The organism is Cupriavidus sp. a3 (assembly GCF_051015765.1).
GTDB classification, from domain to species: Bacteria; Pseudomonadota; Gammaproteobacteria; order Burkholderiales; family Burkholderiaceae; genus Cupriavidus; species Cupriavidus oxalaticus_A.
In genome coordinates this window covers 2,081,585-2,099,744 of record NZ_CP170643.1, presented here as the reverse complement: position 1 = coordinate 2,099,744, position 18,160 = coordinate 2,081,585, and the positions used below count along the sequence as shown (strand labels likewise).

Genomic DNA, 18,160 nt, shown 5'->3' with positions numbered 1-18,160 from the left:
GGCCGGCTAGACCGCTTTGGTATCGAAGATCAAAAGGTCCACGCCTGCCCCAGCAAAATTGGCTAGATCGGCCGCTGTTGCGGCGCCTTCCGGCGACGCCAGCCCCTGTTGGATTGCCTCCAGAGAATCGAAGCTGAGCAACGCTACCAGATGGAACGGGGACTCTCCTAAAGGGATTGCCACCGACCCGTCGCTCACCTCGTAAGCTCGCAAGCCGGGAATTTTCTTAGCCAGCGGAACGTGCTTCGAAAAGTAATACGAATCGAACGCTGCCTTGTCGTCCGGCTTTTTGTACAGTGCCACAAGCTTTGCCATCTTGTTCGTCCTGTCGCGCGCCTCTGAGTGCGGACCGCAGGGGTACGCCTCACGGCAGCGGTGCTTTCAGTAGATTGATAAGACGATCGGTTGCCTTGCAAGCAACCGATCGCATAATTTTCGGTCTGCCGTGCTCGTTATCCCGCGACTATTTCACGTGCAGGATGACAGTTCCCTCGGATATCGACGGCGCATTGGCGGCCGTGCCAGCAGCGTTCGTGGCGATCCAGTCCTTCGCCACCTTGACGCTCTCATCCGCGCCGGCCTTGTCATTGCAGGTCGTGACGGAAAAGCCGCCATCGGCGGTTCGCGCCAGGGTGTAACTCACGAAACCCTGAACCGAGCGCATCAACGATTCAATCTCTGCTGTCCGTGTTTCAAGCAGCGCAAATAGCTCCTTAGCGCCGCTTCCGGAATAGGTTCTGATAACAGTGTGCATGATCCGCCCCTCCAGCGTATGGCCCCGGTTTTTGCGCAGCCAATCACGGAATGCTTTGACTGCATCAGTCTAGTTGGGATACGAGCCTTGCCAAAGCCCGTTTTGCGGCGCTGAACGCCAGGAAGGTCTGTGCAGCGTGGTAGGCTGCGTCAAGGCTCTGAACCACACTCATCTCGCGGACGTCCAGCCCCAATTCTTGCATCAGGGTTTCGAAGAGTCTCGTCTCAGCGCTCGTCCCTGACCTGCACCTTGCCGTCCTCCACCCGGACCGGAAAGGTCGCCACGGGCTCATAGGCAGGCGGGCACAGCGCCTCGCCCGTCAGCAGGGAAAAGTGCGAGCCGTGGCGCGGGCAGACGACCTCCTGGCCTTCCAGGTCGCCGCCGCAAAGCGGCTCGGCCTCGTGCGAGCAGAGGGCCTCGATGGCGTAGTAATTGCCATCCACATTGAATACCGCGACCTCTACGCCACCGACATCGACGTTGCGGCAGGTGCCCGGCGCGAAGTCCTCGGCGCGGGCGACATCGATCCACTCGCTCATCTCAGATCAGCCCCAGTTCCAGGCGGGCCGCCTCGCTCATTCGTTCTCTCGACCAGGGCGGCTCCCATACCAGTTCAACCTCGACTTCGTTCACCCCGCTGGCTTCCATCACGGCGTCCTGCACCACACTCGGGAAGGCCTGCGCCACCGGGCAGCCCGGTGCGGTCAGCGTCATCCGGATGCCCACCTTGCCGCTGGCTTCGTCCGCCGATAACTGGTAGACCAGGCCAAGGTCGTAGATGTTGACCGGGATCTCGGGGTCGTACACCGTACGCAAGGCCGCTATCACCCGCCCCTCGAGGCTGTCCGATTCGGGCTCGAGCCTGTCTTCGTGTTCCTCAGCCTTGCGCAGCCAATCGATCATGCTCATTGTTTCACTCCGTTGAGACCGGCCTGGTGGTGTTATCCAAAGCGGCTTGCATGGTATGCCAGGCCAGGGTCGCGCACTTCACGCGTGCCGGGAACTCGCGCACGCCGGCCAGGACCTCCAGCTTGCCCATCGGCACACCGGCCTGCTCCGGCACGCCGGTCACCAGCGCGTGAAAGCCCGAGAACAGCGCCCGTGCCTCTGCCTCGGTCTTGCCCTTGAGCGCTTCTGTCATCAGCGAGGCCGAGGCGGTGGAGATGGCACAGCCCGAGCCCTCGAAGCTGGCGTCCTCGATCACCCCGTCGCGGATGCTCAGGTACAGCGTCAGCCGGTCGCCGCACAGCGGGTTAAAGCCCTCGGCGCTGCGGTTCGCTACCGCCAGCCGCCCGAAATTGCGCGGCGAGCGGCTGTGGTCGACCACCACTTCCTGGTAGAGGTTGCGCAGGTCGGACATCAGGCGAATACCTCCTGCGCCGCGCGCACTGCAGCAAACAGCGCATCCACTTCTTCACGCGTGTTGTACAGCGCGAAGGACGCGCGCACCGTGGCAGGCACGCCGAAACGCTCCATCACCGGCATGGCGCAATGGTGGCCGGCACGGACCGCCACGCCGTGCTGATCGAGGATGGTGCCGACATCGTGGGCATGGATGCCGTCCAGGGTGAACGAGAGGATGCTCGCCTTGCTGGCAGCCGTGCCGATCATGCGCAGCCCGGAGACCTTCCCCGCCCGCGCGCTGGCGTACGCGAGCAGCGCATGCTCGTGAGCGGCGATGGCCTCCAGGCCGACCGCGCGCACATACCCGATGGCCGCGCCAAGGCCGATGACGCCGGCGATATTGGGGGTGCCGGCCTCGAACTTGTAGGGAATATCGTTGTAAGTGGTTTTATGGAACGTGACCTCGCGGATCATGTCCCCGCCGCCCTGGTAAGGCGGCATGGCATCGAGCAGCACAGCCTTGCCATAGAGCACGCCGACGCCGGTGGGGCCGTAGAGCTTGTGCCCGGAGAAGGCGTAGAAATCGCAATCGAGGTCCTGTACGTCGACCTCGAGGTGCGGCACCGCCTGGGCGCCATCGATCAGCACCGGGATGTCCCGGGCATGCGCCAGCTCGATGATGTCTCGCACCGGGTTGACCGTGCCGAGCGCGTTGGAGAGGTGCGCCAACGCGACCAGCCTGGTGCGGGGGCCGAGCAATTGCGCGAACTGTTCCAGCATCAACTCGCCGGCATCGTTGATCGGCGCGACCTGCAGCAAGGCGCCGGTGCGCTGGCACGCCAGTTGCCACGGCACGATATTGGAGTGGTGCTCCATCGCGCTGATCAGGATCTCGTCGCCCGGGCGCAGGCGCTGGCCAAAGCTTGCCGCCACCAGGTTGATCGCCTCGGTGGTGCCGCGCACGAACACGATTTCCTCGCGCCGGGCCGCGTTGATCAGGTCTCGCACGGCGTCGCGCGCGGCTTCGTAGGCATCGGTGGCGCGCTGGCTCAGGGTGTGCAGGCCGCGGTGGATGTTGGCGTTGAGCGCGCTGTAGTAACGCGCTTCGCAATGGATCACGCTTTGCGGCTTCTGGGTGGTGGCGGCGTTGTCCAGATAGACCAGCGGCTTGCCGTTGACGGTCTGGCGCAGGATGGGGAAATCCTGGCGCAGCCGCTCTACCTCCAGGCCGGCGGGCGGCACCGCGCGCCCCACGGCCATCAATTCATGCGCTGCCGTGTTCATGGCAACTCCTTCACAGGCTCCGGCAGCTTGCCGCGCAGGAGCGCTTCCAGCCGCGTGCGCAATGGGGCAGAGCCGAGCCGCTTGACGACCTCTTCGGCAAAGGCAAAGGTCAGCAGGGCACGCGCCGCGGCATCGTCCATCCCGCGCGAGCGCAGGTAGTAGATCTGCTCGGCATCGAGCTGGCCGACGGTGGCGCCGTGGCCGCATTTGACGTCGTCGGCATAGATCTCCAGCTGCGGCTTGGTGTCGACCTCGGCCTGCTCGGACAGCAGCAGGTTGCGGTTGGACTGGTGGGCATCGCTGTGCTGGGCATCGGCATGCACCACCACCTTGCCGTTGAAGACGGCGCGCGAGGCGCCCGCCAGCACGCCCTTATACAACTCGCGACTCTTGCTGTGCGGGCTGGCGTGGTCGATGCGGGTGTGGTGGTCGATATGCTGCCGCCCGGCGGTCATATACAGCCCGTCCAGCGAACACTCGGTATGCTCGGCATTCAGCCCGATTTCGATGTCAACACGCGCGAGGGCGCTGCCGAGAGCAAACGAACTGGAGTCGAAGCGGCTTCCCTGCTGCTGGTCGAGGTGCACCCCGGCAATATGGAAGGCTTTGAGGCTCTCCTGCTGCAGCTTGTGATGTCCGACCTGCGCATCGCGCTCGGCAACGATGTCAGTGATGGTATTGGTGCAATAGCCCAGGCCATCCAGGCCCGCGTGGTGCTCCACAATGCAGACCCGGCTGCCGGCTTGCGCCACCACCACATTGCGCGCATGGGTTGCCAGTTCGCCGGCGGTGGCGAGGAACAGCAAGTGGATCGGCTGTTCGAGGACGGTGCCGGCCGCCACGCGGATATAGGCACCGTCGGTCATGAACGCCATGTTCAGGGCGGCGAAACCGGACGGGTAGTCGCCTGCGCCGCGCAGCAGTAGCGCTTCCAGGCAGTCCGGTGCGCGCTCCAGCATGGCGGCGAGGCTGGCGAGCTCCATCCCCTCAGGCAGGGCAGCGATGCGCGACCATTGCGGCTGGTGCACACCATTGACGAACACCATCAGGTGCGCGCCGGCCAGGGCCAACGCCTCGATCTGCGCCGCCACTGCAGTGTCCAGGCCGTCTGCGGCCTGTGGCAGAGCCACGGCAAAACGGCTTCTCTCGAGTGCCGCCACGTTGGTGTATTTCCAGTCCTCCTGCCGCAGCGTGGGGAACCCCGTATGGGCGAAATGATCCAGCGCCTGCCGGCGCGCGTGCTCGAGCCAGCTCAGGCGACGGCCCGGCAGCGCGGCCTCGACGCGGTCGAACTCGGCGAGATAGTGCTCCAGTCCGCTTGCGCTCATGCTGAAGACTCCATCCCGGTGACGGCTTGCGCCTCCATCGCGGCATAGCCGGTGCGCTCCAGTTCGCGCGCCAGCTCGGGGCCGCCGGACCTGGCGATGCGGCCGTGCGCAAGCACGTGGACCTGGTCCGGCACGATGTAATCGAGCAGGCGCTGGTAGTGCGTGACCAGCACAATGGCGCGTTGCGGGCTGCGCATGGCCTCGATGCCCCTGGCGACGATCTTGAGCGCATCGATGTCGAGGCCGGAGTCGGTCTCGTCGAGAATGGCGAGCCGGGGCTCCAGCACCGCCATCTGCAGGATCTCGTTGCGCTTCTTCTCGCCGCCGGAGAAGCCCTCGTTCACCGAGCGGTAAAGCAGGTCCTGGTCCATCTCCATGAGCTGGAGCTTGTCCTTGACCAGGGCGAGAAAATCCATGGCGTCCAGCTCCTGCTCGCCGCGGTGCTTGCGGATCGCGTTGAGCCCCGCCTTGAGGAGGTAGATATTCGAGACGCCGGGGATTTCCACCGGATACTGGAAGGCGAGGAAGATGCCCGCGCGGGCGCGCTCTTCCGGTGGCATCCCAAGCAGGTTCGTGCCGTCGTAAAGGACTTCGCCCGCAGTCACGGTAAAGCGGTCGCGCCCGGCCAGTACATGGGCCAGGGTGCTCTTGCCCGAACCGTTGGGGCCCATGATGGCGTGCACCTCGCCGGCCTGCACGCTGAGGTCGATGCCGTGCAGGATGGGCTTGTCGTCTACGCTGACGTGCAGCTTGCGAATCTCAAGCATGGCTGGCTTCTTCCTCCGATGCGCCTGCAGCGCGCCTCGTGCGCGCCACCCTTACCCGATACTGCCTTCCAGGCTCACGCCCAGCAGCTTCTGGGCTTCCACCGCGAATTCCATCGGCAGCTCCTTGAATACTTCCTTGCAGAATCCATTCACGATCATCGACACTGCATCCTCGGCGCTGACACCGCGGCTCTGGCAATAGAACAGCTGGTCCTCGCCGATGCGCGAAGTCGATGCCTCGTGCTCAACCTGGCCGGTGGCGTTCTTCACCTCGATATAAGGGAAGGTGTGGGCAGCGCATTTGTCGCCAAGCAGCAGCGAATCGCACTGCGAGTAGTTGCGCGCGCCGACTGCGCTCCTGGCCATCCTCACCAGCCCGCGGTAGGCATTCTGGCCATGACCGGCCGAAATGCCCTTGGAAAGGATGGTGCTCCTCGTATTCCTGCCAAGGTGGGTCATCTTGGTGCCGGTGTCCGCCTGCTGGTAGTGATTGGTCAGCGCGACCGAATAGAACTCGCCGACCGAATCGTCGCCCTGCAGGATCACGCTTGGATACTTCCACGTAATGGCGGAGCCGGTCTCCACCTGGGTCCAGGAAATCTTCGAGCGCGCGCCGCGGCAATCGCCGCGCTTGGTGACGAAGTTGTAGATGCCGCCCTTGCCTTCCTTGTCGCCCGGATACCAGTTCTGCACGGTCGAGTATTTGATCTGTGCATCTTCCAGCGCGATCAGCTCCACCACCGCGGCATGCAGCTGGTTCTCGTCGCGCATCGGCGCGGTGCAACCCTCCAGATAGCTGACGTAAGTGCCCTGGTCGGCGATGATCAGGGTGCGCTCGAACTGGCCGGTGTTGCTGGCATTGATGCGGAAGTAGGTCGACAACTCCATCGGGCAGCGTACCCCGGGCGGGATATAGCAGAACGAGCCGTCGCTGAACACGGCGGAGTTGAGCGAGGCGAAGAAGTTGTCGGTATAGGGCACGACCGAGCCGAGATACTGCTGCACCAGCGCCGGATGCTCCCGCACCGCCTCGGAAAACGAGCAGAAGATGATGCCGAGCTCGCCCAGTTTCTGCTTGAAGGTGGTGGCCACCGAGACGCTGTCAAATACCGCGTCCACTGCCACGCCTGCCAGCAGTTCACGTTCGTGCAGGGGCACGCCCAGCTTTTCGTAGGTACGCAACAACTCCGGATCGACTTCGTCCAGCGTCTTCGGTCCCGCTTTCTGGGAGCGCGGCGCGGCATAGTATGCGATCGCCTGGTAGTCGATGGGCGGGTGCTTGACCGTCGCCCAGTGCGGCTCGGACATCGTCAGCCAGTGGCGGAAGGCCTTGAGACGCCACTCCCGCATGAATTCCGGCTCGCCCTTGATGGCCGAGATCATGCGGATCACGTCCTCATTCAGCCCGCACGGCACCGTGTCCGTCTCCACGGGCGTGTAGAAGCCATGCTTATAGCCTTGGCTGATCAGTTCATCGAGCTTGCGTGCCGGGGTTGCCATGTTCTGCTTCGCTTGCCACTGTTATCGACGTCACGAAATGCCAGCTTGCGGCCCGTGTGCGCGTCGGGCGTGCAAGGCGCCAATATCTACCGCGTGCAATACCGGTTGTGCCATATCTGCCAGTGTCACGCCGTCAAGCACCATAAAGATCACTCTATTGATCGATTGCCAGTTGGCGCGGATGGCGCACAGCCCTTCCTGCGCACACAGGCCGGCAGCGACGCTGCACTCGGTCACGCCGGCCGGGCCTTCCATGGCGTCGATCACCTGTGCGATCGAAATCTGTTCCGGCGGTCGTGCCAGCAGATAGCCGCCATTGGCGCCGCGCAATGACTGCAGCAAGTGGTGCCTTGCCAGCGTCTTCAGGATCTTGCTTGCCGTCGGTACAGACACGCCGATTGCGGCGGCGAGTTCGGCGGCACTGTAAATCCGGCCCGGGTTTCGCGCCAGGTGCGTCATGATCACCGTGCCGTAGTCGGTCAGCTTGCTGAGTCTGAGCATCGTCGCCACCAGTATTTGTCAATTAGAACCAAATCAGTCCTCAATTGTTCCAGCATCCCTGTTTCGCGCCAGGCCAGGATCTTGGATCCGCTATCATCAGGTCACCGTCGACGGTGTATAGATGAGTAGCCGCAGCTATGGGGGCATGCGAGCCCCGAGAGCGGCGAGGAGACTCAGACATGGTCAACCAACCTGTTACCGTCATCACTGGCGCAAGCCGCGGCTTGGGCCGCGCGGCCGCGTGCCGGCTGGCCACCGTGGAAGGCCATCTGGTCGTCGCCACGGCGCGCAGGCCGACGGACCTCGAGTTGCTGGAGACAGAGCTCCGGCTTGCGGGTCATCCGATCGCTTGCCATCCCCTTGACGTTACGGAAGACAGTTCGGCGGCTGCGCTGGCCAGCTGGCTGACCGAACGCTTCGGTCGCGTGGACGCGCTGATCAACAACGCTGGTGTATCGCTCGACCACTACGACACCAGCCTGCTCGAAATGCCGCTCGAGACGCTGCGCCGTACCTTGGATATCAATCTTTTCGGCGTGCTCCGGATCACACAGGCGTTAGCGCCGCTGCTGCGCGCCAGCCGCGCCGGCCGGGTGGTCAACCTGGCTTCGGGCATGGGACAGCTGGCGGAAATGGGGAGCGGCGTGCCAGCCTACCGAATCTCGAAAACGGCGCTGAACGCCGTCACACGCATCCTGGCCGCCGAAATGACCGACAGCGGCGTCAAGGTCAACTCAGTGTGCCCCGGCTGGTGTCGCACCGACCTGGGCGGCCCCGATGCGCCGCGCTCGCCCGAGCAGGGCATCGACTCCGTGGTGTGGCTGGCAACGCTGCCCGACGATGGCCCCACCGGTGGCTTCTTCCGCGATCGCCAGTCGATTCCATGGTAGCCAGATTCGGATTGACCTGATTGTCTCCCGTCCTATAATTCAAGTGCTGACTGAGACACGCTTTGACAAAGCGAAGGTAGGTCAGCGAAACGATCGTGTTTCCTATATGAAGCGTGATCGTGCAGGCCTCACAAGCCTGCAGGTCCGAACCGGATCATGAGTTGCTGACCCGGTTCGGACGCAGACGCCCACGGTTGGAAGCACTGAGCACCTGTAGCAGGTGCTTTTTTGTATGGTTCATCGAGGTATGCCGGGGAGCCTCGCGCTTGCCGCGCGCCTTGTTCTGCGTCACAGCTGTCCCCACTGGCCTGCCTGAAGATCATGACGAGAAACCGGCTCGCCACAGAAACCTCGCCTTACCTCCGGCAACACGCGGAGAATCCGGTCGACTGGTATCCCTGGTGCGAAGAGGCGTTTCGCCGCGCGCGCGACGAGGACAAGCCGGTACTGCTTTCCGTCGGCTACGCCACATGCCATTGGTGCCATGTCATGGCGCACGAATCGTTCGAGAATCCCCGGATCGCCGGCCTGATGAACGAGCGTTTCATCAGCATCAAGGTTGACCGGCAGGAACGCCCCGACCTCGACGACGTTTACCAGAAAGTTCCCCAGATGATGGGACAGGGGGGCGGCTGGCCGCTCACGGTGTTCCTGACGCCGCAAGGAGAGCCGTTCTTTGGTGGCACCTACTTTCCGCCGGATGACCGCTACGGGCGCCCCGGCTTGGAACGTGTGCTGCTGAGCCTGAGCGAAGCCTGGACGCATCGGCGCGAGGAACTGCACGACACCATCGCGCGGTTTCAGCAGGGGTTCCGGCAGCTAGAAGACGCGGACCTCAGCCGTGAAGCCGCGGAAGTCGAGGATCTGCCCGCGCAGACAGCCCTCGCCCTCGCGCGAAATACGGATCCGATCCACGGCGGGTTAGGCGGAGCGCCCAAGTTTCCCAACGCAAGCGCCTACGACCTCGTGCTGCGCATCTATCAACGAACTGGTGAACCCGCGCTGCTTGAAGCGCTGGAGCGCACGCTCGACGGCATGGCGGCCGGCGGCATCCATGACCAGCTCGGTGGTGGGTTCGCCCGCTACAGTGTCGATGAACGCTGGGTCGTGCCCCACTTCGAAAAGATGCTTTACGACAACGGCCAGCTCGTCAAACTGTACGCGGACGCCTATCGCCTGACCGGCAAGCAAGCCTGGCGCCGCGTATTCGAGGGAACTATCGCATACATTCTGCGGGACATGACGCACCCCGATGGCGGCTTTTACGCTGGCGAAGATGCCGACAGCGAAGGCGAGGAAGGCCGCTTTTATGCCTGGACGCCGGCCGAGGTGAAGGCTGTCCTGGGCGAATCCGAGGGGGCCCAGGCATGTCGCGCCTATGGCGTGACCGACGGCGGGAACTTTGCACCCGGCAGATCGGTGCTCCACCGTGCGGTCACGCTGCCCGCCCTGGAGGAGGCGCGACTCGAAGGCTGGCGCAATCGGCTGTTGGCAGCACGCGCCCAGCGTGTGCGCCCCGGCCGTGACGAGAACATTCTCGCCGGCTGGAACGGTCTCATGATCCAGGGGCTCTGCGCGGCTTACCAGGCGACGGGCAACCCCGCACACCTCTGCGCCGCAAGGCGTGCCGCCAGCTTTATCGAGGATAAGCTCGCCATGCCGGACGGCGGCGTGTACCGGTACTGGAAGGACGGCACAGTCAAGGTACCAGGGTTCCTGGAGGACTATGCCTTCCTGGCCAATGCTCTGATCGACCTCTACGAATCCTGCTTCGACAGGCGATACCTTGATCGCGCAGCCGAACTGGTGGCACTGATACTCGATAAGTTCTGGGAAGACGGGCTTTATTTCACGTCCCACGATGCCGAGCCATTGGTGCACAGGCCTCGCGCGCCGTACGACAGCGCCTGGCCGTCGGGCATTTCAGCCAGCGTGTTCTCCTTCCTGCGCTTGCATGAACTCACCGGCGAGGATCGCTATCGCGACTTCGCCGAGCAAGAGTTCCAGCGATATGGGGCTGCCGCCACCGCGGCCCCGGCCGGCTTCGTGCACCTCCTGGCCGCCAGGGACTTCGCGCAGCGCGGCGCGCTCGGGATCATATTTGCCGGCGATAAGGCGGCTGCCGCCCCATTGGTAAAAAGCGTTCACCGTGCCTACCTTCCGGCACGCGTCCTGGCATTCGCCGAAGACGTTCCGGTCGGCCAGGGGCGGCACCCGGTCGACGGCCGGCCGGCAGCCTACGTGTGCCGACATCGCACCTGTACCGCACCGGTAACCAGTGGCCAGGCGCTCCTTGAACGCTGCATGGCGTGACTGTCACGATGCGACTCGGCCTTTGCCGCGATTCCTGGGGGTCCGCAAACCAAATTGGGATTGCTCATGACGCCGCTTCGAGCGCGAGCGCCGGTTTCCTGCAGGCGGCCCTCCAGCAACCAGCCCTCGATGCGCTCGGTCTCGAGCGCATAGCGCAGCGTGCAGCGGCGGATAGTGCGCAGGCACGCGACCCAGGTTGCGCGCCTCCGACATATATACACAAAAAGTGTCAATAGCTAACCAATAATATATTGGACGTGATCTAGCTGCAGCCATATTCTCCAGCAGACCCCAACAACGGGCGCGGAAATGACCATGGCAAGCAATCTCATTCTTGAAACCGTCGGACTGAGGAAGGAGTTCAAGGGATTCGTCGCCGTAAACGACGTCAGCCTCAAGGTCAGGCGTGGGCACATCCACGCACTGATCGGTCCGAACGGTGCAGGCAAGACCACCTGCTTCAACCTCCTTACCAAGTTCCTGGATCCCACGCGCGGCACCATCCGGTTCAACGGTGCCGAGATCACCGGCGAGAAGCCGGCGCAGGTCGCGCGCCGGGGCGTGGTGCGCTCCTTCCAGATCTCGGCGGTGTTTCCGCACCTGACCGTGCTTGACAACGTGCGTATCCCGCTGCAGCGCAGGCTCGGGATTTCCTTCCAGTTCTGGCGCTCGCCGAAAGTCCTCGCATCGCTCGATGACAGGGCCATGGCATTGCTCGCCGACGTCGGACTGGAGGACTTCGCCGACATGACGACCGCCGAGATGCCGTACGGCCGCAAGCGGGCGCTGGAAATCGCCACCACGCTGGCCCTCGACCCCGAGCTGATGCTGCTCGACGAGCCTACGCAGGGCATGGGCCACGAAGACGTTGACCGCGTCATGCAGCTCATCAAGAAGGTCTCGGCCAATCGCAGCATCCTGATGGTGGAGCACAACATGAAAGTGGTGTCCGGCATCTGCGACGCCATCACGGTGCTGGCGCGCGGCAGCGTGCTGGCCGAGGGCACATACGCGGAAGTCTCCGCCAACCCGCAGGTCATCGAGGCCTATATGGGCAGCGCTGATGCCGCGCTTGTGGAGCCGGGAGGGCATTGATCATGGCGACGGAATACCTGCGGGTCACCGACCTCCATGCCTTCTACGGCGAATCGCACATCCTGCACGGCATCGACTTGCTGGTGAACGAGGGAGAGTGCGTGACCCTGCTCGGCCGCAACGGGGCAGGCCGTACCACCACCCTGCGCGCCATCATGGGCCTGACGGGGCGTCGCGCCGGCTCGGTCATGATCGACGGCCGCGAGGCAATCGGCATGCCGGCCCATCGCATCGCGCGTCTCGGCGTCGGCTTCTGCCCGGAGGAGCGGGCGATTTACTCCAGCCTCTCGTGCGAGGAGAACCTCCTGCTGCCGCCGCAGGTGGGCGGCGGCGGGATGAGCCTCGACGAGATCTACGCGATGTTCCCCAATCTCCACGAGCGGCGGCATAGCCAGGGCACGCGGCTCTCGGGCGGCGAGCAACAGATGCTGGCGATGGCGCGCATCCTGCGCACCGGAGCGCGGTTGCTGCTGCTGGACGAGATCTCCGAGGGACTGGCGCCGGTGATCGTGCAGAAGCTCGCCGAGGTCATCCGCGACCTCAAGGCGAAGGGCTACACGATCGTGCTGGTGGAGCAGAACTTCCGGTTCGCCGCGCCGCTGGCCGACCGCATGTACGTGGTGGAGCACGGCCAAATCGCCGCGGAGATCCACCAGCACGAGATTCACGAGAAGCAGCACCTGCTCAAGGAACTCCTGGGTGTCTGAGACCGCTGCGGAGGAGACAACATGACAACGATTCTGGGAGTCCCGCTACAGGGGCTGTTGGGGCAACTCGTGCTCGGGCTGGTAAACGGCTCGTTTTACGCGATTCTCAGCCTCGGGCTTGCCGTGATCTTCGGCATGCTCAACATCATCAACTTTGCCCACGGCGCGATGTTCATGGTGGGCGCATTTGTCGCCTGGGCGGGCCTGGAGTATCTCGGCGTCAGCTACTGGTGGTCGCTGCTGGCGGCGCCGGTGCTGGTAGGGCTGATGGGTATCGCCATCGAGCGCGGCCTGCTGCGGTGGCTGTACAAGCTCGACCACCTGTACGGGCTGCTGCTGACCTTCGGGCTGGCGCTCATTATCGAAGGTCTGTTCCGCTTCCAGTTCGGCGTCTCGGGGCAGCCGTATTCGATTCCCGACGAGGTGGCCGGCGCCTTCAACCTCGGCTTCATGATTCTGCCGAAATACCGCGCGTGGGTCATCGGCGGCTCGCTCACAGTGTGCCTGCTGACCTGGTTCACGATCGAGAAGACCCGCCTCGGCGCCTACCTGCGCGCCGCCACCGAGAACCCAAGCATTACCCAAGCCTTCGGCATCAATGTGCCGGTGATGGTGATGATGACCTATGCCTTCGGCGTGGGCCTGGCCGGGCTGGCCGGCGTGCTGGCAGCACCGACGGGGCAACTAAGTCCGCTGATGGGGTCGAACCTGATCATCGTCGTGTTCGCGGTGGTGGTGATCGGCGGCATGGGTTCCATCCTTGGCGCGATCGTCGCCGGACTGGGACTGGGCGTGGTCGAAGGACTGACCAAGGTGTTTTATCCAGAGGCGTCGGCCACGGTGGTTTTCGTGATCATGGTCATCGTACTGATGGTTCGGCCGGCAGGCCTGTTTGGCAAGGAAAAGTGAGGTCAAGTATGAAAATGAGAAATCTTGGCTACGGAGTCCTGCTGCTGGGCGCGCTGGCGGCCCCGGCGGTGCTCTATCCGGTGATGCTGATGAAGGTTCTGTGCTTCGCCTTGTTCGCCTGCGCCTTCAACCTGCTGCTCGGCTATACCGGCCTGCTCTCGTTCGGCCATGCGGCGTTCCTGGGCACCGCGGCCTATATATCGGGCTATGGCATGAAGACCTGGGGGCTCACCCCGGAACTCGGCCTTCTGCTCGGCACGGCCGTCTCGGCTGCCGCGGGCTTTGTCGTCGGGGCGCTCGCTATTCGCCGACAGGGCATCTACTTCGCGATGATCACGCTTGCTTTGGCACAGATGTTGTACTTCCTGTTCCTGCAGGCGCCGTTCACAGGCGGCGAGGATGGCATGCAGGCCATTCCGCGAGGCAGGCTGTTCGGCCTGCTCGACCTGGCGTCGGACCTGCGCATGTACTACTTCGTTCTGGCGATCTTCCTGTGCACCTTCTGGCTGATCCATCGCATCATCCATTCGCCTTTCGGCCAGATTCTGAAGGCGATCCGCGAGAACGAGGCGCGCACCACTTCGCTGGGCTACGACGTCGCGCGCTACAAGCTGCTGGCCTTCGTCCTCTCGGCGGGCCTGGCCGGCCTTGCCGGGGCCACCAAGACCCTTGTCTTTCAGTTCGCCACACTGACCGACGCGCACTGGCACACCTCCGGCGAAGTCGTACTGATGACGCTGTTGGGCGGCCTTGGCACTGCCTTCGGCCCGGTGGTGGGCGCGGGCATCGTGGTCGCCATCCAGAACGCCTTGGCGGACAAGGTCGGTTCCATGATCACCGTGATCATGGGGAGCATCTTCGTCGTGTGCGTGCTTGCGTTCCGCCGCGGCATCGTCGGCGAGTTGAACGCGTTGTGCCAGAACATCGTGGGCAACCGCCGCGTCCGGCCCGCACCGCGCCGCGCTGCCGTGCCGGCACCAAGTCATGACGAAACGCCCGCCGGAGCGGGCGTGCATGCCCGGCGCGTGGAAGGAAAGGCATGAAATCAAGCGCTGAACGGAACACCCCATATATATCCCCACAGTAGAGGAGACACAGGATGAACAATCGCATCAAGCTGCTTTCGCTCGCCGCGCTGCTGGCGGCCTCGACGGCGCAGGCCGAGATCACGGGCGGCGTGGTCCGGATCGGCGTGCTCAACGATCAGACCGGAGTTTATGCCGGGCTGGCCGGTCCCGGTTCGGTCTGGGCCGCGAAGAAGGCGGTCCAGGACTTTGCGCCCGAGAAGCATGGTCTGAAGGTTGAGATCGTGGCCGCCGACCACCAGAATAAGCCGGACGTCGGGGCGAGCATCGCCCGCCGCTGGTTCGACGTGGACAAGGTGGACGCTATCGTCGACGTGCCGACCTCGTCGGTCGTCCTGGCGGTCAACCAGGTGGCCAAGGAGAAGAACAAGGTGATGATTGTCACCGGCGGCGGCACCTCCGACCTCACCGGCAAGGCCTGCACGCCCAACGCGATCCACTGGGCCTACGACACGTGGGCACTGGCGAATGGGACTGGTAAGGCGGTTGTCAAGTCGGGGGGCAAGAGTTGGTTCTTCGTGACTGCCGACTACGCCTTCGGCCACTCGCTCGAACGCGACACCGAGGCCGTTGTCGTCAAGAACGGTGGCAAGGTCCTCGGCAAGGTCCGGCATCCTTTCCCGGGCAACGATTTCTCCTCCTACCTGCTTCAGGCTCAGGCCTCGAAGGCGCAGGTAGTGGGCCTGGCCAACGCCGGGGGCGACACCATCGGCGCGGTCAAGCAGGCCGCCGAGTTCGGCGTGACCGCCGGCGGTCAGAAGCTGGCAGGCCTGCTCGTCTTCAGCAGCGACGTCCAGGCGCTCGGCCTCAAGGCTGCACAGGGCCTGTTGCTGAGCGAGACCTGGTATTGGGATATGACCGACGAGAACCGCAGGTTTGGCAAGGAATTCGCCGCCGCCAACAACGGCAAGTTCCCGACCATGGCGCAGGCGGGTACGTACTCGGCTGTGATCCACTACCTGAAGGCAGTAACGGCGATGAAGGCGGATGGCGACGGCGGCGCCGTGGTAGCGAAGATGAAGGCGATGCCCACCGACGACAAGCTGTTCGGCAAGGGCAGCATTCGCGAAGACGGCCGGAAGATCCACCCGCTCTATCTGTTCGAGGTGAAGAAGCCGTCGGAATCGAAGTATGCGGGCGACTTCTACAGGCTCATCGCCTCCATTCCCGCCAACGAGGCGTTCCGGCCGATGGAAGAAGGTAGCTGCCCGCTGGTTGGGAAGAAGACGTCATGAAGATCACCTGTCGCGAGACGACGCCCGAGGCGAGCGCCAGCTTCCGGGAGGCCATCGACCTCGGCATCGAAGGGCTGGGCTACGCCCTCACCGAGCGCAATGGCCGAGACCGCCCTGTTATCAGAACTTCCTCTCACGCCTGTTGCGGGCCGCCCTGGCCGACGGCAACTCGCTGGCGTTCGACCGCCACCTACGGCTGCCGCCTATTGCCGGCAGCCCGGCGCGACTGAACGGCCGCGCCATTCTCCGGGCCTCGCCAACGTTACAGCGGGCGAGGCCCGGGGAGCATGCTTTTCGCCGTCTCGATGAAAGCCGTCATCAGCGGCGTTGGGGTGCGCTGGCTATAGCCGAGCATGATCTCGACTGTTGGTTGCCGGCCTTTGATCGGCTTGTAGACGACGTGGTCGAACTTCATCTGCCGGACCGATGCCGGCACGAAGCCAATGCCCGCACCGGAGCTGACCAACCCGACCAGCGTGTAGACCTGCCCCACTTCAGACACGACCTTCGGCACGAAACCCGCCGACGCGCACATGCGCATGTTCATGGCGTGGAAGTCCGGCGCCGCCTCGGGCATGTACATGATGAAGGGCTCCTGCGCGCAATCCTTCAGCGAGATTGACTCCGCGTTCGCGAATGGGTGCCTTGCCGGCACAGCCAGCACGAACGGCTCTTCGAGGATGGTTTCCCACGTCACGTCCTCGAGGTCGGGCACGGGCCGCATGAAGGAGATATCCGCGTCACCCCGCCGCAGCGCTTCTGCCTGTTCAACGACCGGAAACCAGCGCAGCAGGATTTCCACGGAGGGAAAACGCTCCCGGTAGGCGCGCAGGATGGGCGGCAGCAGCGTATAGGACGTGTGCTCGAAGAAGCCGACCGTCAGCCGGCCAGTCTCACCGCGATGCGCGCGCTGCGTCTGGATGACCGCACTCTCGGTAGCGCGCAGGATCTGCCGCGCCTGCTCCAGGAAAATGCGACCCGCCTCGGTCAGCTCCACGTGCCGACGCGAGCGGTTCAGCAGTGTCACATCCATCTCCTCCTCGAGTTGGCGGATCTGCAGGCTCAGCGGCGGCTGGGCGATGTGCAGGCGCTCGGCAGCCCGCGTGAAGTTGAGTTCCTCGGCGACGGCGATGAAGTACCGGAGGTGGCGAAGATCCATCGCTATATCCTGTAAGTATAAAAGAGCGATTAATTATATATTGGACGCTAGTTTGCGCAATCCCTACGATTCCATGCATACCCCGCTCCGCGCTCCACGCCGAGGTCCGCAAGGCTGGCAGCGAAGACCGGACAAGCCAATGTATGCATGGAGACAAAACTATGGATTCCAGACTGATCGATGATGCGCTCGATCGCATCCTGCAACGCATCGATGCGACGATCGCGCAGGACGAGGCGGGCTTTCCGCACTATGGCAATCCGGCCGACGGCACCTGGACACGCTCCCCGGCCGGCGACTGGACCGGCGGCTTCTGGGTCGGGATGCTGTGGCTGGCTGCCTTGCGCACTGGCGAGCAGAAGTACCGCGACAGCGCCCGCATGTGGTCCGCACGGCTGGCGCCGCGGGTGGCGTCGAAGTCGGTGTTCAAAGGATTCCTCTTCTGGTACGGCGCGCAACTCGGCGGCTCGCTGCTGGCCGATCCGCAGGCCGCGGGGCTCGCCCTCGACGGCACCCGTGGCCTGGCGGAAATGTACAGCGAAGCGGCCCGCCTGATCCCGCTCGGCACCGAGGCCGAGGAGGCCTCCAGCGTGGGGACGAGCGAGGTCAACATCGATGCGATTCCGGGCACCGTGGCGCTGCTGCTGCGGCACGACGCCGCTCTAGGTACGGGCGAGATCGGCCGCCAGCACCTGCGCCAGCACATTGCCCTGTGCGTGCGGGAGGATGGCTCGGTTTGCCAGTCCGCCACATTCAACGCTGCCGATGGCTCGCTCGTGAAGCGCTACACGCACAAGGGCATCCATGACAGCAGCACGTGGGCCCGCGCCCAGGCGTGGGGCATGCTTGGCCTCGCACAGGCGCTGTCGTGCGGCGAGCAGGCGTTCAAATCCGACGCGATCCGCGTGGCAGATTGGTGGGTCGCGCACCTGCCCGCCGACCGCGTGGCCTTCTGGGATTTCGACGATCCCGCCATCCCGCACACTAACCGCGACACCTCGGCCACCGCCATCGCCGCCGCCAGCCTGCTCAAACTGGCCGCGCTTGTCCCGGAGCGCGCGGCGGTCTACCGCCAGGCTGCCGTCAACAGCATCGAGCAAGTCGTGACCCGCTTCCTGACCCCAATCGGTCCAGGCGATGAACGGCAGCCTGGCATCCTCACCGGCGGCTGCTTCAACAAGCGCAATAACGTCGCCGTAGACAACGAACTGGTTTGGGGCGACTACTTTCTCCTCGAATCCCTGCTCATCCTCGCGAGCAGGATCGACGCCACCCAGGTCTGAACCCCA

20 protein-coding genes are annotated in these 18,160 nt (G+C 64.1%); 9 read left to right on the top strand and 11 right to left on the bottom strand.

Annotation, left to right across the window (positions count from 1 at the left end; translation table 11 throughout):
• Nucleotides 1-6: 6 nt before the first annotated feature.
• From ACAD63_RS10245 to ACAD63_RS10200, 10 genes are all read right to left on the bottom strand, one after another.
• Nucleotides 7-315, bottom strand: coding sequence for an EthD family reductase (locus ACAD63_RS10245; protein ID WP_434033879.1), 309 nt, complete (start codon nucleotides 313-315; stop codon nucleotides 7-9).
• A 148-nt stretch (nucleotides 316-463) separates the two neighbouring features.
• Nucleotides 464-754, bottom strand: a complete 291-nt coding sequence (locus ACAD63_RS10240) for a hypothetical protein (protein WP_135706415.1) — start codon at nucleotides 752-754, stop codon at nucleotides 464-466.
• A gap of 224 nt (nucleotides 755-978) precedes the next feature.
• Nucleotides 979-1,293, bottom strand: coding sequence for a Rieske (2Fe-2S) protein (locus ACAD63_RS10235; protein WP_133098060.1), 315 nt, complete (start codon nucleotides 1,291-1,293; stop codon nucleotides 979-981).
• 1 nt (nucleotide 1,294) lies between these two features.
• The gene (locus ACAD63_RS10230) at nucleotides 1,295-1,663 is read right to left on the bottom strand and encodes an SUF system Fe-S cluster assembly protein (protein WP_135706414.1); all 369 of its coding nucleotides are present in this window, start codon (nucleotides 1,661-1,663) and stop codon (nucleotides 1,295-1,297) included.
• Between the two features lie 4 nt (nucleotides 1,664-1,667).
• Nucleotides 1,668-2,114 (bottom strand): Fe-S cluster assembly sulfur transfer protein SufU, encoded by a 447-nt coding sequence (gene sufU, locus ACAD63_RS10225; RefSeq protein ID WP_135706413.1) that lies wholly within the window; start codon nucleotides 2,112-2,114, stop codon nucleotides 1,668-1,670.
• On the bottom strand, nucleotides 2,114-3,382 hold the full coding sequence (locus tag ACAD63_RS10220; RefSeq protein ID WP_434033878.1) for a SufS family cysteine desulfurase: 1,269 nt from the start codon (nucleotides 3,380-3,382) through the stop codon (nucleotides 2,114-2,116). Before ACAD63_RS10220 ends, sufU begins: the two co-directional genes overlap by 1 nt.
• The gene (gene sufD / locus ACAD63_RS10215) at nucleotides 3,379-4,710 is read right to left on the bottom strand and encodes a Fe-S cluster assembly protein SufD (RefSeq protein WP_434033877.1); all 1,332 of its coding nucleotides are present in this window, start codon (nucleotides 4,708-4,710) and stop codon (nucleotides 3,379-3,381) included. The genes ACAD63_RS10220 and sufD overlap by 4 nt, the downstream gene beginning before the upstream one ends.
• Nucleotides 4,707-5,477: a Fe-S cluster assembly ATPase SufC gene (gene sufC, locus ACAD63_RS10210; RefSeq protein WP_133098055.1), complete on the bottom strand. Its 771-nt coding sequence runs from the start codon at nucleotides 5,475-5,477 to the stop codon at nucleotides 4,707-4,709. The genes sufD and sufC overlap by 4 nt, the downstream gene beginning before the upstream one ends.
• 51 nt (nucleotides 5,478-5,528) lie before the next feature.
• On the bottom strand, nucleotides 5,529-6,977 hold the full coding sequence (gene sufB / locus ACAD63_RS10205; RefSeq protein WP_434033876.1) for a Fe-S cluster assembly protein SufB: 1,449 nt from the start codon (nucleotides 6,975-6,977) through the stop codon (nucleotides 5,529-5,531).
• Between the two features lie 30 nt (nucleotides 6,978-7,007).
• The gene (locus tag ACAD63_RS10200) at nucleotides 7,008-7,478 is read right to left on the bottom strand and encodes an SUF system Fe-S cluster assembly regulator (RefSeq protein WP_133098108.1); all 471 of its coding nucleotides are present in this window, start codon (nucleotides 7,476-7,478) and stop codon (nucleotides 7,008-7,010) included.
• 179 nt (nucleotides 7,479-7,657) lie between these two features.
• On the opposite strand from ACAD63_RS10200, the gene ACAD63_RS10195 reads away from it, so the two are divergent.
• From ACAD63_RS10195 to ACAD63_RS10160, 8 genes are all read left to right on the top strand, one after another.
• The gene (locus tag ACAD63_RS10195; protein WP_133098053.1) at nucleotides 7,658-8,368 is read left to right on the top strand and encodes an SDR family oxidoreductase; all 711 of its coding nucleotides are present in this window, start codon (nucleotides 7,658-7,660) and stop codon (nucleotides 8,366-8,368) included.
• Between the two features lie 321 nt (nucleotides 8,369-8,689).
• Complete coding sequence (locus ACAD63_RS10190) at nucleotides 8,690-10,681, top strand: thioredoxin domain-containing protein (RefSeq protein ID WP_434033875.1); 1,992 nt, start codon at nucleotides 8,690-8,692, stop codon at nucleotides 10,679-10,681.
• A gap of 315 nt (nucleotides 10,682-10,996) precedes the next feature.
• The gene (locus tag ACAD63_RS10185; protein WP_434033874.1) at nucleotides 10,997-11,776 is read left to right on the top strand and encodes an ABC transporter ATP-binding protein; all 780 of its coding nucleotides are present in this window, start codon (nucleotides 10,997-10,999) and stop codon (nucleotides 11,774-11,776) included.
• A 2-nt stretch (nucleotides 11,777-11,778) separates the two neighbouring features.
• A complete protein-coding gene (locus tag ACAD63_RS10180; RefSeq protein WP_434033873.1) occupies nucleotides 11,779-12,483 on the top strand; it encodes an ABC transporter ATP-binding protein in 705 nt (234 codons plus the stop codon).
• Nucleotides 12,484-12,504: 21 nt separating this feature from the next.
• Nucleotides 12,505-13,392: a branched-chain amino acid ABC transporter permease gene (locus ACAD63_RS10175; RefSeq protein ID WP_135706407.1), complete on the top strand. Its 888-nt coding sequence runs from the start codon at nucleotides 12,505-12,507 to the stop codon at nucleotides 13,390-13,392.
• 14 nt (nucleotides 13,393-13,406) lie between these two features.
• Complete coding sequence (locus tag ACAD63_RS10170; RefSeq protein ID WP_434033975.1) at nucleotides 13,407-14,435, top strand: branched-chain amino acid ABC transporter permease; 1,029 nt, start codon at nucleotides 13,407-13,409, stop codon at nucleotides 14,433-14,435.
• A gap of 56 nt (nucleotides 14,436-14,491) precedes the next feature.
• Nucleotides 14,492-15,712, top strand: a complete 1,221-nt coding sequence (locus ACAD63_RS10165) for an ABC transporter substrate-binding protein (protein WP_434033872.1) — start codon at nucleotides 14,492-14,494, stop codon at nucleotides 15,710-15,712.
• A complete protein-coding gene (locus ACAD63_RS10160; protein ID WP_133098046.1) occupies nucleotides 15,709-15,942 on the top strand; it encodes a hypothetical protein in 234 nt (77 codons plus the stop codon). Before ACAD63_RS10165 ends, ACAD63_RS10160 begins: the two co-directional genes overlap by 4 nt.
• A gap of 32 nt (nucleotides 15,943-15,974) precedes the next feature.
• Here the strand turns inward: ACAD63_RS10160 and ACAD63_RS10155 are convergent, their stop codons facing one another.
• A complete protein-coding gene (locus ACAD63_RS10155; RefSeq protein WP_133098045.1) occupies nucleotides 15,975-16,871 on the bottom strand; it encodes a LysR family transcriptional regulator in 897 nt (298 codons plus the stop codon).
• Between the two features lie 161 nt (nucleotides 16,872-17,032).
• Here ACAD63_RS10155 and ACAD63_RS10150 point away from each other — a divergent pair, with 161 nt between their 5' ends.
• A complete protein-coding gene (locus ACAD63_RS10150; protein ID WP_135706405.1) occupies nucleotides 17,033-18,154 on the top strand; it encodes a glycoside hydrolase family 88 protein in 1,122 nt (373 codons plus the stop codon).
• Nucleotides 18,155-18,160 lie beyond the last annotated feature (6 nt).